Below are 15,484 nucleotides of genomic sequence, written 5' to 3'. Positions count from 1 at the left end.
AGGCGGCATCCGCCCGCACGGAAGACCGGCGGGGGCCGCGCAAGCATAGCGGTGTGTCGCCACAGCGGCAAGAAAGTCACGGGCCTCAGGGAGGGGCGAGCAGCGGTGTGTCCCGAACCGTCTCCGCTCACGGGCTGGACGCCGTCCGCGGCCCCGGGAGACTCGGGCCCCCTTCACAATTCGGGGAACTCCGTGTTTGCTCTCGCATATCTACGCGGATGGATACACTTCGGAAGCAGCACCAGGTCCACCCCCACCCGCCTGGGTACGAGGCGTACCGGGCCCGGGTCTGAGCAGGAGGAGCGGGTATGGGCAACGCACGAGTGCGCGGTTGGATTGCTGCGGGACTGTCGGCGGCCGTGATCGCCACGGCGGGACCCGCAGCGGCGGCACCCCCGGGCGGAGCGACGTCGTCGGGGGAGCAGGCCGCGCAGGTGCAGCCGGCGGTGGGTGGAGGAGTGTCATCCCTGGGACGGGGTCCGGCGGGGCAAGGGCGTGTGCTCCCGGAGACCGACCGGTTCGTCGTGGAGTACAAGCAGGATGTGCCCCAGGAGCGCCGCAGCGCCGCGCTCGCGCAGGCCGCCCAGGCAAGCGACCTCCCCCGCGCGAAGACGGTCCGGACCACGGGCAGCGGCGAGGACGTCGTGGAGACGGACACCATGCTCTCCCCGGCGGAGCAGAAGGACATGGTGGCCGCCATCGAGGCGAACCCCGCCGTGGAGTCCGCCGAGCCCGACCAGATCGTGGTGGGGGCGCTCGCCGCGACACCTCCCGCCACCCCGAACGACACGAACTGGAACTACCAGTGGGGTCCGCGAAACATCGGCGTGCCGAACGCATGGTGGCAGGGCACCGGTCAGGGCGTGGTGATCGGCATTGCGGACACTGGCCAGACCGACCACCCGGACCTCAACGCCAAGACGGTGCCCGGCTACGACTTCCTCTCGGACACCTACCACTCACGGGACGGCAACGGACGTGACGCGAACCCGCAGGACCAGGGGGACTGGAGCCCGGGGCGGCCGTCCTGGTGGCACGGTTCGCACGTGGCGGGCATTGCCGCCGCCCAGACGAACAACCGGGCGGGGATCGCCGGCGTGGCCCCCGACGCGAAGATCCAGCACGCGCGCGTGCTCGGGGCGGATGGCCGCGGGTACGTCTCGGACATCGCGGACGGCGTGATGTGGTCCGCGGGCATCCCCGTCCCCGGAGTGCCCAGGAACGCGAACCCGGCAAAGGTGGTCAACCTCTCGGAGGCGTGGGACTCCGGGACGTGCCCCGCGGTGATGCAGAACGCCATCAACCGGATGCACGCGATCAACGTCCCCCTCGTGGTGGCGGCCGGCAACGCGGCCAAGAGCGCGAACCTGGCCTCGCCCGCCAACTGCGGTGGCGCCATCGTGGTGGGAGCCACGTCCTACCGTAACCAGCTCACGGGATACACGAACTGGGGGCCCATGCTCGACGTCGTGGCACCCGGAGGAGACGCGAGTTCCCCCATCTGGTCCACGGTGAACACGGGCACCTACTCGATCGGCAGACCCGCCTACGGGGACCTCAGCGGAACCTCCATGGCCGCTCCGCACGTGGCCGGGGTGATCGCGATCATGAAGGAGCGCAACCCGGACCTGGGGGTGGAGGCCATTCGCAACACCCTGCGCAGCACCGGTTCGAACGTCAGCGGCTACCGGAAGGTGAACGGCGCCGCCGCGGCCCGGGCTGTGGCCAGGGCGAAGCCCACCGTGCACGGGGCCATTGCCACCTACTACAACGCGCACGGAGGCGCCGCAGCCATGGGTGCCCCGACCACCTGGGAGCTGAGCACGGGAGTGGGTGGGGTGGTGCAGACCTTCACGAAGAACGGCAGGGCCACCAGCATCTACTGGTCCCACGAGACCGGCGCGCACAGGGTCGAGACCTGGAAAGGCATCGGGACCCGCTACTCGCGGCTGGGCGGTCCGGCCGCCTTCGGGCTGCCCGCCAAGGACGAGCTGCCCACGAGCACCGCAGGGGCCTACCAGAACTTCGTGCGCCCGGGGACGACGCAGACCACCAAGATCATCTGGAGTGCGGCGACCGGGGCGCAGCCCGTCGTGGAGACGTCGGCCATCGGCAAGCAGTGGGCCCGCGACGGCCACGAGGCGGGCAGCGGCTACCCCACCTCGCCCGAGGTGAAGACCGCCGCGGGTGCCTACCAGCGCTTCCGCACCGTGAAGACCGGTGAGATCACGCAGTACACCTGGACGCGGAGCACCGGGAAGGTGGTCCGCGCCGCGCTCCGCTGACGGGAACCCCGCCCGGGCCGTTGCCAGGGCACGGGAGGGCACGACGCCGCGGTCGCCCGCCCGCGCCCCGCTCCCGGAGGTGTGCGGCGTCGATATCCTGGACGGCATGGGTATTGAGCAGCGTGTGGTGGTGGTGGGGGCCGGCCCCCGGGGTCTGTCGGTGGTGGAACGACTCGCGGCGCACTCGGCCAGCAGCGGCGCCCGTGTGCACGTGGACCTCGTGGACCCCTTCCCGCCGGGGCCGGGCCACGTGTGGCGCACCGACCAGTCCGAGCTGTTCCTCATGAACACCCCGTCCCTGTTCCCCACGGTCCTCGCGGGACAGGGCGTGCTGGACGTGCCCTCGCCGGAGCCGCTGCGGGGGATGAGCTTCGAGAGGTGGCGCCGCGGCGTCGTCGACGGCCGGATCACGCCCACCACGCCGTTGGCGGAGGAGCAGGTGCGGGCGCTCGCCGAGCTCTCGCCCCAGGGGTACCCGCCGCGGGCCGTCTACGGGCGCTACCTGGAGTGGGTGTTCGAGACCCTGCGGCAGAACCTTCCCGCGGGCATGGTGCTGGAGGTGCACCGCGGTGAGGCCGTGGACGCGTGGGTCCGCTCGGACGGCCGGCACCGGTACGCGGTGGAGCTCGCGGGCGGCCACGTGCTGCCCGCGGACGCCGTGGTCCTCGCCCTCGGCCACCTGGACGCGCACCTGCGGCCCTCCCAGAAGGACCTCGTGGACGGCGCTGCCGAGCACGGGCTCACGTACTGGCCCCCCACCGTGCCGGCCGATGCGTGGTGGTCCGAGGTGCCCAGCGGGGAGACAGTGCTGGTGCGGGGCATGGGGTTGAACTTCTGCGATGCGCTCGCCCAGCTCACGGAGGGCCGCGGCGGCACTTTCACCTCGGTCCCGGACAACCCGCAGCGATTGGTCTACCACCCGTCGGGTCGCGAACCGCGCATCGTCGCGGGATCCCGGCGCGGCACCCCGTACCGTGCCAAGCCGGCGCTCGCGGGCTACTACGCGCAGTCCCTGCAGACCCGCTTCTTTACGCTCGACGCCGTGCGCCGCTTGGCGGAGGAGGACGGCACGCCCCTGTCCTTCGACCGCCAGCTGTGGCCGCTGATCCGTAAGGACGTGAACTGGAACTACTACGCGGTCCTGGCCCGCACCACCCCGGAGGCGTTCACCGCGGACCCGGGCGAGTTCCTGCGCCGCCTGGACACCATTCTCACGGACCCCGACGGTTCCCACTGGTCAAGCCGCATCGACGCCCTGGTCTCGGAGGCAGTGGTGCCCGGCAGGCAGCTGCAGCAGGCGCGTCTGGCGCGGCCGTTCGAGGACGTCAGCTTCGCGAGCCACGACGAGTACGCGGCGGCGGTGGTCCACCACCTCGACCGGGACGTCAGCGGCTCCCTGCGCGGCGAGGACGACCCCACCAAGATGGCCATCGCCTCCCTGAACGCCGCGCGCACGGTGCTCAAGTGCGTGCTCGCGGAGATCGGGATCTCCGACTCCTCCTGGGTGCACGAGTTGCGCCGCGCGTTCGAGCCGCTCGTGGAGGGGCTCGCGTCCGGGCCGCCGGTGCTGCGGATCCAGCAGCTCGCCGCACTGACCCGTGCCGGGGTGGTCCGGTTCCTGGGCCCCGAGCCGCGCTTCGTGGTGGACCGCACCCAGGGCTGCTTCGTGGCGGCGTCCCCGTGGGTGGAGGCCGCGCCGGTGCGCTCGCGCTGGCTGATCGAGGCCATGTCACCCACCAACGACGTCCACCGCAACATCTCCCCGCTGCTCACCCACATGCACGAGCGCGGGCTGGTGCGCGGCAGGCTCATGGAAACCCGCGACGGTGCCAGCCCCGAGACCAGCACGGGTCTCGACGTCCGAGCGGAGCGCGCCCGCGGGGCGGGGCAGGACGACGCCGCAGCTCCCGGTTTCGTCTACCGCGCCGTGGGCGCGAAGGACACCGCGGAGCAGAGCATCTATGTGCTCGGTTTGCAGCTGTCCTCGGTGCAGTGGGGCGTGGCCATCGCTGCGGAGGCCGAGGCGCCAGCGCGCCTCGGTGCACGCACGCTCGCGGACGCGGACCAGATTGCCCGGGACATCCTCGCGGGGGTGCGCGCCGGGGCGTGAGCCGCGGCGGGATCGAAGTGCAGCGGCGCTCTGCCGGGTTGCCGCGGTGAGTGAGGCCGCCACGGGTGGCGACGTCGCGGCAGAGGGGGCGACGACGTCGACCGGGGCGCCGAGGACAGACGCCGGGACCCGGCTGGGCACCAGCGCGCGGGCGTCGCAGCGCTGTCCCGCGCGGGACGGCACGAACTGGTCAGTGCGGAGGTCCCGGGCGGCGTCGCCGAACCCCGCGGGGGACTCAGCCCAGGAGGGCGCGGGCGGTGCGCTCGTCCGTGACCAGGTGGGAGACGTGCCCGGCCTGCAGGGCGGCGCGCAACACCGGGACTTTTCCGGCCCCGCCGGCCACGCAGATACGGATCTCCTTCTCACGCAGGTGCGCCAGGGGGATCGAGACGGTGCGCTCGTCGAGCTCCGGTACCGCGGGGCGGCCCTGGGCGTCGATGAAGTGCGAGCACAGGTCTCCCACTGCGTGCCGGGCGATCGCCGTGCGCTCCGCCTTTGTGAGGTAGTCACGCCCCAGCAGCGGCGCGTCCTGCGTCACGGAGCCCACCGTGAAGATGGCGGAGCGGGCGCTGCGGCCGAGATCCAGGACGTACTCGATGTGCCGGTCCTGCTCCACGAGTCGCTTGACGCCAGGGCTGTCGAAGAGCACGGGCAACGGCAGCGTGTGGGGGTAGGCGTTGAAGGCCGCGCACAGCAGCCGCACGGTCTCGTGGTGGCCCGCGAGAGGAGACCCCAGACCGCTGCTGCCCTTGAGCTGGACCAGCTGCACCCCGCTGCGCGGCTGAGGCGTGAGGGCAGCTGCCAGGGCCCGCATGGTGCGGCCCCACGTGATGCCCACGAGGTCTCCGTCCGCAACGTTCTCCTCGAGCACCTGGGCGCCCATGCCGCCGAGCTCGTGGAGCAGCTCGTCCTCGGTCCCCGCAGCGGCGACCACGCGGGCGTCGGTCAGCCCGAACGTCGCGCAGAGCCTGCGGCCCACGGTCGAGGAGACCTCCCGGGGATCGTGGATCTCGATGGTCACGAACCCGCGGTCCTTGGCGTGCTGGACCAGTTTGGACACCGTGGGCCGGGAGAGCGAGAGCTGCCGTGCCACCTCTGCCTGGGACAGCCCCCGCTGGAAGTACAGCCGGGCCACCTCCAGAGACTGGGCATCACGGGGGTTCAGCTCCATGCCGCCGGCCACCTCCTCCGGGTGGGGGCGTGAGCCCGGGTGCGCGGCGAGGCCAACGGGGACGACATCGTCGCCGTCGTGGGCGTCAGCGGTCGCCTCGTGCGTGCAGGCACGTCACAGCCCCATGATCACGCCGACGAGTGCGGCGTTGAGCATGTTGGTGAGGAACCCGGCCAGCAGGGCGAACATGCCCATCTGTGCAACGTCCCCGCGCCGGTCCGGGGCCAACCCGCCGAAGGAGCCGATCTGGATGGCGATCGAGGAGAGGTTCGCGAAGCCGGCCAGGGCGAAGGTGGTGATGAGGACGGACTGCGGGTCCATGTCCGGGATCGCGGGTCCGAACGAGGTGTAGCCCACGAACTCGTTGAGGATGGTCTTCTGGCCGATGAAGTTGCCCACCTGGGCGGCGTCCTGCCACGGCACGCCGATGGCCCACGCGAGCGGCGAGAAGATGATGCCGAACAGCCCCTCCAGGGACCAGCCCTCGAAGCCGAACAGAGAGCCGACCCAGCCGAGCACGGCGGAGCCGAAGGCGATCAGCGCGATGAACGCGATGAGCAGGCAGCCGACGACCACGGCGATCCGTCCGCCGTTCAGGGCGCCGGTGCCGATCGCGTCGATCACGTTCTTGGACTCGGTGTCCCGCACCTTGAGGACGTTGACGGAGGCCTCGGACTTCTCGGTCTCGGGCATCAGCGCCTTGGCGATCAGCAGCGAGCCGGGCGCGTTCATCACCGAAGCGGCCAGCAGGTACGGCAGCGGGGCGCCCAGCAGCGAGTAGCCCACCAGGGTGGAGCCGGCCGCCGCGGCGAAGCCGCCGGTCATGCACGCGAACAGCTCGGAGCGGGTGAGCTTGCTCAGGTAGGGCTTGATCATCAGGGGAGCCTCGCTCTGCCCCAGGAAGATCACGGTGGAGGCGAACACGGACTCAATCTTGGAGGTGCCCATGATCTTGTTGAGCACGGTGCCCAGCACGTGCACGAAGACCTGGATGATCCGCAGGTAGTAGAGGGCGCTGATGAGTGCGCCCAGGAAGATGATCACGGGGAGCACGTTGAGCGCGAAGACGAAGCCGCTGTTCTCGCCCATGAGCCCGCCGAAGACGAACTTGGTGCCCTCGTTGGTGAAGCCGATCAGCCCCTGGACCAGCCCGGAGAACCACTTCAGGGCCTCGTAGCCCGGCCCCCACTTCAGGATCAGCAGCGCCACCCCGATCTGCAGGGCCAGGCCCACCACGAGCGTGCGCCACTTGATGGCGCTGCGGTGGCGGGAGAGAAGGATGATGATGCCCAGGATCAGTGCGATCCCGATCAGGCCCTGGAAGCGGTCCACGGCGACCTCGGCTTTCGACTCCGGCGCGATGGCGACTCTGCCCCCGCGCGAACATTTGTCAAAACTATAGTTGACATTTTTTCCGACACGCCGCCTAGGATTGCTGGTGAACCGTGTCGCGGGTTCCGCACTCGCAAGGGCGCGGCGCCGTATCTACACGAGGGAGTGAGAACGATGGTCGAGGCGTTCGATGCCGTGGACGTGATCCGCATGAAGAGGGACCGCGAGACGCTGTCCCCGGAGGCCATCGACTGGGTGGTGGACGCGTACACGCGCGGCGTGGTGGCGGACGAGCAGATGTCCGCGCTGGCCATGGCCATCTTCCTCAACGGCATGGACCGTCCGGAGATCTCCCGCTGGACCCAGGCCATGATCGACTCCGGCGAGCGCATGAACTTCTCGGCGCTCTCCCGGCCCACCGCGGACAAGCACTCCACCGGTGGTGTGGGGGACAAGATCACCCTGCCGCTCGCCCCCCTCGTGGCGAGCTTTGCGGTGGCCGTTCCGCAGCTCTCCGGCCGCGGTCTGGGGCACACCGGCGGCACGCTCGACAAGCTCGAAGCCATCCCGGGGTGGCGCGCGGACCTCTCGAACGAGCGGATGATGGAGATCCTGGACACCGTGGGCGCAGTGATCTGCGCAGCCGGCAGCGGCCTGGCCCCGGCGGACAAGAAACTCTACGCCCTGCGGGACACCACCTCCACGGTCGAGTGCATTCCCCTGATCGCGTCCTCGATCATGTCCAAGAAGATCGCCGAGGGCACCGGCGCTCTCGTGCTGGACGTCAAGACCGGTCCCGGTGCGTTCATGAAGTCGGAGCAGGACGCCCGTGAGCTGGCCCGCACCATGGTGGACCTCGGCAAGGACCACGGGGTGGACACCGTTGCGCTGCTCACGGACATGTCCCGTCCCCTGGGGCGCACGGTGGGCAACGCCCTGGAGGTGCGCGAGTCGGTGGAGGTGCTGGCCGGCGGCGGGCCGAGCGACGTCGTCCGCCTGACCGTGGCGCTGGCACGGGAGATGCTCTCGGCGGCCGGTGTGGAGGACGCAGACCCGGAGGCTGCGCTGCAGGATGGCCGCGCCATGGACACCTGGAAGCGGATGATCACCGCACAGGACGGGGATCCGGACGCACCCCTGCCCCGGGCGAAGCACACGCAGGAGGTGCTGGCCGAGACCGAGGGCGTGCTCACCGAGCTGGACGCCATGTCCGTGGGGGTCGCCTCGTGGCGGCTCGGCGCGGGCCGGGCCCGGCAGGGGGACCCCGTGCAGGCGGGGGCCGGCGTGGAGATCCACGCGGTGCCGGGCGAGCGCGTGCGCAAGGGACAGAAGCTGTTCACCCTCCACACGGACACCCCCGAGCGCTTCGACCGTGCGCTCGAGGCCATTGCCGAGGGCGCCATGATCGACCCGGACGCGGCCGAGGGCACCGGCGCCCGGGAGGACGTCGTCCTGGACCGGATCGCCTGAGCACGCGCCCGGCGCACCCGTGCGGGCAGGGCGCCCCACGACCGCCGTTGGCGCGCACCGCGCCGCGGCACCAAAAACCACTAAGGAGAAGCACATGATCACCCGCGCAGAGCTCGCCGCCATGGTCGACCACACCCTGCTCAAGCCCGAGGCCACCGCCCAGCAGGTCGCGGACCTCGCCCGCGATGCCTCCGAGCTCGGGGCGTACTCGATCTGCGTGTCGCCCTCCCGTCTGGACGTGGAGCTGCCCGACGGCGTGAAGCTCGCGACCGTGTGCGGCTTCCCCTCCGGCGCGCACCCCTCCGAGGTCAAGGCCGTGGAGGCCGCGGACTCCGTGGCCCAGGGTGCGGACGAGGTGGACATGGTCATCAACCTCGGGCTCGCCATGGACGGCAACTGGGACGGGGTGCGCGAGGACATCGAGTCGGTGCGTGCGGCGTGCCCGGAGCCCACGGTGCTGAAGGTCATCATCGAGTCCGCGGCGCTGAGCGACGAGCAAATTGTGGCCGCGTGCCGGGCCGCGGAGGCCGCCGGTGCGGACTTCGTGAAGACCTCCACGGGCTTCCACCCCGCCGGTGGTGCGAGCGTGGAAGCCGTGCGGCTCATGGCGGAGACGGTCGGCGGCCGTCTGGGCGTGAAGGCCTCGGGTGGCATCCGCACCACGGAGGCCGCACTTGCCATGGTCGACGCCGGGGCCACCAGGCTGGGGCTCTCCGGCACGGCATCGGTACTGGAAGGACTGGATTCCTGATGAACCAGCAGCTTGCAGACCGCGTCGAGCAGTGGCTTGACCATGACCCCGACGAGCGCACCCGGGCCGAGCTGTCCGCCGTGCTGGAGAAGGCCCAGGGTAGGGACGAGTCCGCGCTGACGGAGCTGGAGTCCCGCTTCGAAGGACCGCTCATGTTCGGCACCGCGGGGCTGCGTGCGGCGGTCGGCGCGGGGGAGTCCCGGATGAACCGCGCCGTGGTGATCCGGGCGAGCGCCGGGCTGGCCTCGTTCCTCGTGGAGCGGGTGGGCCCGGAGCCCCTCGTGGTGGTCGGTTGCGACGCCCGCCACGGCTCGGAGGACTTCGCCGCGGACGCCGCGGCTGTCTTCGCCGCGGCCGGTTGCCGCGCGGTGCGCCTGCCCGCCCAGCTGCCCACGCCCCTAGTGGCCTACGCCGTGCGTGAGCTCGGTGCGGACGCCGGCGTGATGGTCACGGCGTCCCACAACCCACCCGCGGACAACGGCTACAAGGTCTACCTCGGTGGGCGGGCCGTGGCTGGCGACGACGAGAAGGGCGTGCAGATCGTGCCGCCGGACGACGCCCGGATTGCCGAGCGCATCGCGGCGGCGCCCTTCGCGGATGAGGTCCCCCGCGACCCCGGGGCCGTGACCACCGCCGACGACGCCGTGCTCGACGGCTACGTGCGCCGCGCCGCCTCGCTGCGGGCCGGGGAGGGCGGGGGCCAGGACATCTCGATCGCACTGACCGCCATGCACGGCGTGGGCCTGGGCACCGCCCTGCGGGTGCTGGACGAGGCGGGATTCCCCAACGTCTCGGTCGTGGCCGAGCAGGCCGAGCCGGACCCGGACTTCCCCACCGTGGCGTTCCCCAACCCCGAGGAACCCGGTGCCATGGACCTCCTGATGGCGCTCGCGGCCCGCGAGGGATCGGACGTGGCCATCGCCCTGGACCCGGATGCCGACCGCTGCGCCGTGGCCGTCCCCGCCGGCGCGGGCACCGGCGATCCGCTCCAGGACTGGCGACGACTGAGCGGTGACGAGCTCGGAGCGCTGCTCGGTGAGGACGCCGCCTCGGACCCGGACCGCCCGGGGGACACCCTCGCGTGCTCGATCGTCTCCGGCCGCCTGTTGGGCCGCATTGCCGCGCAGCACGGTCTCACTTTCCGGCAGACCCTCACGGGCTTCAAATGGATCGCCCGCACGCCCGGGCTGAGATTCGGCTACGAGGAGGCCATCGGCTACTGCACCGATCCCACGGCCGTGCGCGACAAGGACGGTGTCTCCACGGCGGTGCGCGTTGCCTCGCTCGTGGCCCGGCTCAAGGAGCGGGGCACCACGGTGCAGGACGAGCTGGACCGGCTCGCCCGGCAGCACGGGCTCTACGCGACCGCTCCGCTGACGTTCCGGGTGGCGGACCTCTCGCTCATCGCCCGCGGCATGGCCCGGCTGCGCGAGCACCCGCCCGCGGAACTCGCGGGCTCCCCGGTTGCGGAGTTCGTGGACCTCGCCGAGGGAAGCCCCGAGCTGCTGCCCACTGAGGGCGTTCTGATCCGCACGGAGGCGGACGACCGCGTGATCGTGCGCCCCTCCGGCACGGAGCCCAAGCTCAAGTGCTACCTCGAAGTGGTGCTGCCCGTTGCCGAGGGACAGGACGTCCCGCGCGCGGAGGCCGCCGAGCGGCTGCGGGCGATCAGCGAGCAGCTGCGGGAGGTCGTGGGGCTCTGAGCCCCACTGACCCCCGCGGTACCAACCACGAAGCCCCCGTCCCCTGAATGCTCAGAGGACGGGGGCTTCGTGGTTCCGCGGAAGGTAAGGGATTTGAACCCTTGGCACGGGGTTACCGCACACTGGTTTTCAAGACCAGCTCCTTAGGCCGCTCGGACAACCTTCCAGCTGTGCTCGGCACCGGGCTGGCCCGGGCGAACGAGTCGTCATTATTCCACGCCCCGCGCCCGGGGTGCCACCGGGGGGGGGCAGACGGGCGCGCCCGTCCACGTCGGCGCGCGGGGTCGCCTGGCGCTCGCCGGGGCTGCGGCAGGAGAATGGGGTGAGACCGAGACAGCGAGTGGAAGGACGTCCCATGCGAGCCGTACGAGATCTGCGTTCCGGTGGCCCCGAGGTGCTCGAGGTGGGGGAGGCCCCAGAACCGAGCATGACCCCGGACGGGGTGCTGATCGAGGTGACGGCCGCGGGCATCAACCGCGCGGACGTCCTGCAGCGCCAGGGCAACTACCCCGTCCCGCCGGGTGCCACCGATGTCTTCGGGCTCGAGGTCTCGGGGACGGTCACTGCGCTGGGTGCGGACGTGCCCGACGCCGCCGGGCTGGCGGTGGGGGACAGCGTCGTCGCGCTCGTGGATTCGGGTGGATACGCGGAGCGCGTCGTTGCGCCGTGGCCGCAGGTGCTGCCGCTGCCCGACGGCGTGGATCCCGTGGCCGCAGCGGGTCTGCCCGAGGTGGCCGCGACCGTGTTCTCCAACGTCTTCATGGCGGCGGCCGCGCGTGAGGGCGAGACCCTGCTGGTCCACGGCGGCGCCGGGGGGATCGGTACCCACGCGATCCAGGTGGCCCGGGCGCTCGGCATGACCGTGCTGACCACGGTGGGCAACGAGGAGAAGGCGCGCGTGGTGCGCGAGCTGGGTGCCGAGGCCATCAACTACCGGGAAGAGGATTTCGTGGAGCGCGTGCACGAGCTCACCGGGGGACGGGGCGCGGACGTGGTCCTCGACATCGTCGGCGCCGCGTACCTGGGCCCGAACCTCGAGGCCCTCGCGACGAACGGGCGGATCGTGATCATCGGCATGCAGGGCGGAGCCAAGGGGGAGCTGAACGTCGGTCGGCTGCTGCAGAAGCGCGCGGCGGTCATCGGCACCACGCTGCGCGCCCGGCCCGCGGCGGAGAAGGCGAGCATCATGGCCGCGGTGCGCGAGCACGTCTGGCCGCTCGTGGCCTCGGGGCGGGTGCGCCCGCTCGTCTCCCGTGCGTTCCCCCTGGAGCAGGCGCGTCAGGCCCACGAGTACTTCGACTCCGGCTCCCACGTGGGCAAGGTGCTGCTGACGCTGTGACGGGGCGCGGGCCGCCCGTGGGCCCGGCCCGACGACGCCGCGCGGCGGTCGGCGGGATTGCGCATGGTGCGCGCCGGGAGCCAGACCCGACCGTCCAGCGCTCTGACCCCCTGGCCGCGGGCGTGGCGCACCTCGCATAGACTCGTGTCCGCCATCACACGCGGCACCCAGGGTGCCGGCACGAGATTCGGAGCCTTCCCCCATGAGCACAACGCACCGCCACCCGGCGGAGTCCCCGCAGCCGAGCCAGGGAGGCAGCGCCGAGCTCCCGCCCAACCATGTGACCCCCGAGGTCCTGGAACGGGAGCAGACCCGGTGGACCCCGTTGCGGATCGCCCTGTGGGTGGGCATCGCCCTGCTCGGGGGTGTGGCGTGGGTGATGATCGCCTTCGCCCGCGGCGAGTCCGTGAACGCCATCTGGTTCGTGTTCGCGGCAGTGTGCAGCTACTTCATCGCCTACCGGTTCTACTCCAAGTTCATCGAGCTGAAGCTGACCCGCCCGGACGACCGGCGTGCGACCCCCGCGGAGTACCACGCGAACGGCAAGGACTACATGCCCACCGACCGGCGGGTGCTCTACGGGCACCACTTCGCCGCGATCGCAGGCGCCGGTCCGCTCGTGGGCCCCGTGCTCGCGGCGCAGATGGGCTACCTGCCCGGGACCATCTGGATCATCGTGGGCGTGATCCTTGCGGGAGCCGTCCAGGACTACCTGGTGCTGTTCTTCTCGATGCGCCGCGGCGGCCGGTCCCTCGGCCAGATGGCCAGGGAGGAGCTCGGCGTGGTGGGTGGCTACGCGGCGATCGTCGCCACGCTGGCCATCATGATCATCATCGTGGCCATCCTCGCGCTCGTGGTGGTCAACGCCCTGGGCGAGTCCCCGTGGGGCGTGTTCTCGGTGGGCATGACCATCCCGATCGCCCTGTTCATGGGCGTCTACCTGCGCTACCTGCGCCCGGGCAGGGTCATGGAGGTCTCGGTCATCGGCTTCGTGCTGCTGATGCTCGTGATCGTGGCCGGCGGCTGGGTGGCGGACACCGAGCTCGGCTCGCAGCTGTTCACTCTGGACCGGGTGACCCTGGCGTGGTGCGTGATCGGCTACGGCTTCGTGGCCGCCGTGCTGCCCGTGTGGCTGCTGCTCTCCCCGCGCGACTACCTCTCCACGTTCATGAAGGTGGGCACCATCCTGCTGCTCGCCGCCGCCATCGTGGTGGTGCGCCCGGAGATCACAGTGCCCGCGGTCAGCGAGTTCGCCGGCCGCTCGGACGGTCCCGTGTTCACCGGGTCCCTGTTCCCGTTCCTGTTCGTCACCATCGCGTGCGGTGCGCTCTCCGGGTTCCATGCCCTGATCGCCTCCGGCACAACTCCCAAGATGATCGAGAAGGAGCGCCAGGCGCGCTTCATCGGCTACGGCGGCATGCTCATGGAGTCCTTCGTGGCCATCATGGCGCTCGTGGCGGCCGTGTCCATCGACCGCGGCATCTACTTCGCGATGAACGCCTCTCCGGCAGCCACGATGGGAACCGTCGAGGGTGCGGCGGCGTTCGTGAACTCCCTGGGCTTGTCCGGCGTGCACGTGACCCCGGAGCTGCTGCAGGGCACCGCAGACGCCGTGGGGGAGGAGACCATCGTCTCCCGCACCGGTGGCGCACCCACCCTGGCTGTGGGCCTCTCCCACATCATGCAGCAGTGGTTCGGGGGAGTATCCATGATGAGCTTCTGGTACCACTTCGCCATCATGTTCGAGGCGCTGTTCATCCTCACCGCCGTGGACGCCGGCACCCGCGTGGCCCGCTTCATGCTCACCGACACCCTCGGCAACTTCTTCCCGCGCTTCCGGGACGTCAACTGGCGCACCGGTGCGTGGCTGACCACCGCGATCATGGTCGCGGGCTGGGGCACCATCCTGATCCTCGGCGTCACCGACCCGCTGGGCGGGATCAACACGTTCTACCCCCTGTTCGGCATCGCCAACCAGCTGCTTGCCGCGATTGCGCTCGCGGTGTGCCTGGCCATCGCGGCGAACCTGCACCGCTTCAAGTACCTGTGGATCATCATGCTCCCGCTGCTCTTCGACGTGCTCGTGACCGTCACGGGGTCGTGGCAAAAGATCTTCTCGTCCGACCCCAAGGTGGGTTACTGGGCCAACCACGGCGCCTTCAAGGACGCGCTGGCCCAGGGCAAGACGAGCTTCGGCACGGCCAAGAACGTGGAGGCCATGGAAGCCGTGGTCCGCAACACGTTCGTGCAGGGGACGCTCTCGGTGCTCTTCGTGGTGCTCACGATCGTGGTGGTGGTCATGGGTGTCGTGGAGACGGTCAAGGCCCTGCGGGGCCGGGGGCGCGGCACGCACGAGGACCCGGTGGTCGAGTCCCGGTTCTACGCGCCGTCGGGCCTGGTGGCCATGCCCTCCGAGAAGGCACTTGAGAAGCAGTGGAGGGCGCTGCCGCTGGAGCAGCGCACCCCCACGGGTGGGGGGCACCACTGATGACCGGGGCCGTGGAGCAGGCGGGGCGGGGCCGCTCGGGGTTCCTCGACTGGTGGCGCGGCGCGGTGCGTTTCGGCAACGGAGTGCTCGGCGCGGACAGGTACGAGCGCTACCTGCAGTACCACCGCGCCACCGGGTGCGAGTCCGAGCCGCTCACCGAACGGGAGTTCTGGCGGGACTGGCAGGACTGGCAGGACGCCCACCCCGAGGGCCGGTGCTGCTGAGACGGTAGGATGGACCGCCGCCTGCGGATGGTGGACGGGAAAGGGATGTCGGTGGGTTTCTTCAGTGACTACAGGGCCACGCGCCGTGACGAGCGGGAACTGGGCGAGGGCGTCTGGCGCCGGGCCCACGACCGCTTCAAGCGGGGGCTGGACCGGTACCACCAGATCCTCGAGTCCGTCCGCGACCCCGAGCTGCGCGCCATGGCCGTCCCCGTGGCGAACGAGCTCGCGGACCTGCTTCCGCGGGTGCGTGCCGTGTGCGCGGAGGCCCACTTCCGGGCACCCTCGCAGACCCAGGACATCCCGCACTCCACGGACGGCTACGTCTCGGACGTCCACCGCCAGCTCTCCCGGGCTGGCAACTCCATGGCACAGACCGCGGAGGCCCTGACGATGGCGCGGTTCTCCGCGCGCGGCACCGCCCCGAGCGCCGTCGCCGCCCCCGGGGACGACGATGCGTCGCCCGTCCGATCGCCCCTCGCCGACCCCGCCCCCATCCAGCGCAGGGCGGCTGTCGTGGCGCAGTACGTACTGGCGGCCGAGGATCTCATGGCGGCCCGCTCCGTCAGACGCGGCCAGTACTGACCCGTGGCTGCCGCCGTACTCGAAGC

The 15,484-nt window shown here is 71.1% G+C and carries 11 protein-coding genes and 1 tRNA gene; 9 read left to right on the top strand and 3 right to left on the bottom strand.

Going from position 1 to position 15,484, the window contains the following annotated elements; all coding sequences use genetic code 11:
* The first annotated feature begins 308 nt into the window (after nt 1-308).
* On the top strand, nt 309-2,285 hold the full coding sequence (locus FS770_RS10060; protein ID WP_145011558.1) for a S8 family serine peptidase: 1,977 nt from the start codon (nt 309-311) through the stop codon (nt 2,283-2,285).
* Nucleotides 2,286-2,391: 106 nt separating this feature from the next.
* On the top strand, nt 2,392-4,395 hold the full coding sequence (locus FS770_RS10055; RefSeq protein WP_145011555.1) for an FAD/NAD(P)-binding protein: 2,004 nt from the start codon (nt 2,392-2,394) through the stop codon (nt 4,393-4,395).
* A 235-nt stretch (nt 4,396-4,630) separates the two neighbouring features.
* Here the strand turns inward: FS770_RS10055 and FS770_RS10050 are convergent, their stop codons facing one another.
* Nucleotides 4,631-5,566 (bottom strand): sugar-binding transcriptional regulator, encoded by a 936-nt coding sequence (locus FS770_RS10050; RefSeq protein ID WP_145011552.1) that lies wholly within the window; start codon nt 5,564-5,566, stop codon nt 4,631-4,633.
* 114 nt (nt 5,567-5,680) lie between these two features.
* Nucleotides 5,681-6,898, bottom strand: coding sequence for a NupC/NupG family nucleoside CNT transporter (locus tag FS770_RS10045; protein ID WP_145011549.1), 1,218 nt, complete (start codon nt 6,896-6,898; stop codon nt 5,681-5,683).
* Nucleotides 6,899-7,072: 174 nt separating this feature from the next.
* Between FS770_RS10045 and FS770_RS10040 the strand changes: the two genes are divergently transcribed.
* The 3 genes from FS770_RS10040 (at nt 7,073) to FS770_RS10030 (ending at nt 10,822) form a co-directional block, all read left to right on the top strand.
* Nucleotides 7,073-8,368, top strand: a complete 1,296-nt coding sequence (locus tag FS770_RS10040; protein WP_145011547.1) for a thymidine phosphorylase — start codon at nt 7,073-7,075, stop codon at nt 8,366-8,368.
* 94 nt (nt 8,369-8,462) lie between these two features.
* On the top strand, nt 8,463-9,119 hold the full coding sequence (gene deoC, locus FS770_RS10035; RefSeq protein WP_144943114.1) for a deoxyribose-phosphate aldolase: 657 nt from the start codon (nt 8,463-8,465) through the stop codon (nt 9,117-9,119).
* On the top strand, nt 9,119-10,822 hold the full coding sequence (locus FS770_RS10030; protein WP_186366752.1) for a phospho-sugar mutase: 1,704 nt from the start codon (nt 9,119-9,121) through the stop codon (nt 10,820-10,822). The genes deoC and FS770_RS10030 overlap by 1 nt, the downstream gene beginning before the upstream one ends.
* Before the next feature lie 78 nt (nt 10,823-10,900).
* Here the strand turns inward: FS770_RS10030 and FS770_RS10025 are convergent.
* Nucleotides 10,901-10,988: transfer RNA gene (locus FS770_RS10025), tRNA-Ser, on the bottom strand.
* A gap of 189 nt (nt 10,989-11,177) precedes the next feature.
* Here FS770_RS10025 and FS770_RS10020 point away from each other — a divergent pair.
* From FS770_RS10020 to FS770_RS10005, 4 genes are all read left to right on the top strand, one after another.
* Entirely contained in the window at nt 11,178-12,161 is a 984-nt protein-coding gene (locus FS770_RS10020; protein ID WP_145011545.1) for an NAD(P)H-quinone oxidoreductase, read from the top strand.
* A 202-nt stretch (nt 12,162-12,363) separates the two neighbouring features.
* Nucleotides 12,364-14,649: a carbon starvation CstA family protein gene (locus FS770_RS10015; protein ID WP_145011542.1), complete on the top strand. Its 2,286-nt coding sequence runs from the start codon at nt 12,364-12,366 to the stop codon at nt 14,647-14,649.
* The gene (locus FS770_RS10010; RefSeq protein ID WP_144943117.1) at nt 14,649-14,873 is read left to right on the top strand and encodes a YbdD/YjiX family protein; all 225 of its coding nucleotides are present in this window, start codon (nt 14,649-14,651) and stop codon (nt 14,871-14,873) included. The genes FS770_RS10015 and FS770_RS10010 overlap by 1 nt, the downstream gene beginning before the upstream one ends.
* Before the next feature lie 51 nt (nt 14,874-14,924).
* Nucleotides 14,925-15,458: a hypothetical protein gene (locus tag FS770_RS10005; RefSeq protein ID WP_244944867.1), complete on the top strand. Its 534-nt coding sequence runs from the start codon at nt 14,925-14,927 to the stop codon at nt 15,456-15,458.
* Nucleotides 15,459-15,484 lie beyond the last annotated feature (26 nt).

The sequence above is a fragment of the Kocuria salsicia genome (assembly GCF_007681555.1).
Classification (GTDB): domain Bacteria; phylum Actinomycetota; class Actinomycetes; order Actinomycetales; family Micrococcaceae; genus Kocuria; species Kocuria salsicia.
Note: the sequence above shows the minus strand (reverse complement) of the source record. Positions and strands in the feature narration are given on the sequence as shown.

What these genes read in the sequence shown, in the direction of transcription:
- FS770_RS10060 (WP_145011558.1), top strand. Translation starts at nt 309, where the DNA reads ATGGGCAACGCACGAGTGCGCGGTTGGATTGCTGCGGGACTGTCGGCG.
- FS770_RS10055 (WP_145011555.1), top strand. Translation starts at nt 2,392, where the DNA reads ATGGGTATTGAGCAGCGTGTGGTGGTGGTGGGGGCCGGCCCCCGGGGT.
- FS770_RS10050 (WP_145011552.1), bottom strand. Translation starts at nt 5,566, where the DNA reads ATGGAGCTGAACCCCCGTGATGCCCAGTCTCTGGAGGTGGCCCGGCTG.
- FS770_RS10040 (WP_145011547.1), top strand. Translation starts at nt 7,073, where the DNA reads ATGGTCGAGGCGTTCGATGCCGTGGACGTGATCCGCATGAAGAGGGAC.
- deoC (WP_144943114.1), top strand. Translation starts at nt 8,463, where the DNA reads ATGATCACCCGCGCAGAGCTCGCCGCCATGGTCGACCACACCCTGCTC.
- FS770_RS10030 (WP_186366752.1), top strand. Translation starts at nt 9,119, where the DNA reads ATGAACCAGCAGCTTGCAGACCGCGTCGAGCAGTGGCTTGACCATGAC.
- FS770_RS10020 (WP_145011545.1), top strand. Translation starts at nt 11,178, where the DNA reads ATGCGAGCCGTACGAGATCTGCGTTCCGGTGGCCCCGAGGTGCTCGAG.
- FS770_RS10015 (WP_145011542.1), top strand. Translation starts at nt 12,364, where the DNA reads ATGAGCACAACGCACCGCCACCCGGCGGAGTCCCCGCAGCCGAGCCAG.
- FS770_RS10010 (WP_144943117.1), top strand. Translation starts at nt 14,649, where the DNA reads ATGACCGGGGCCGTGGAGCAGGCGGGGCGGGGCCGCTCGGGGTTCCTC.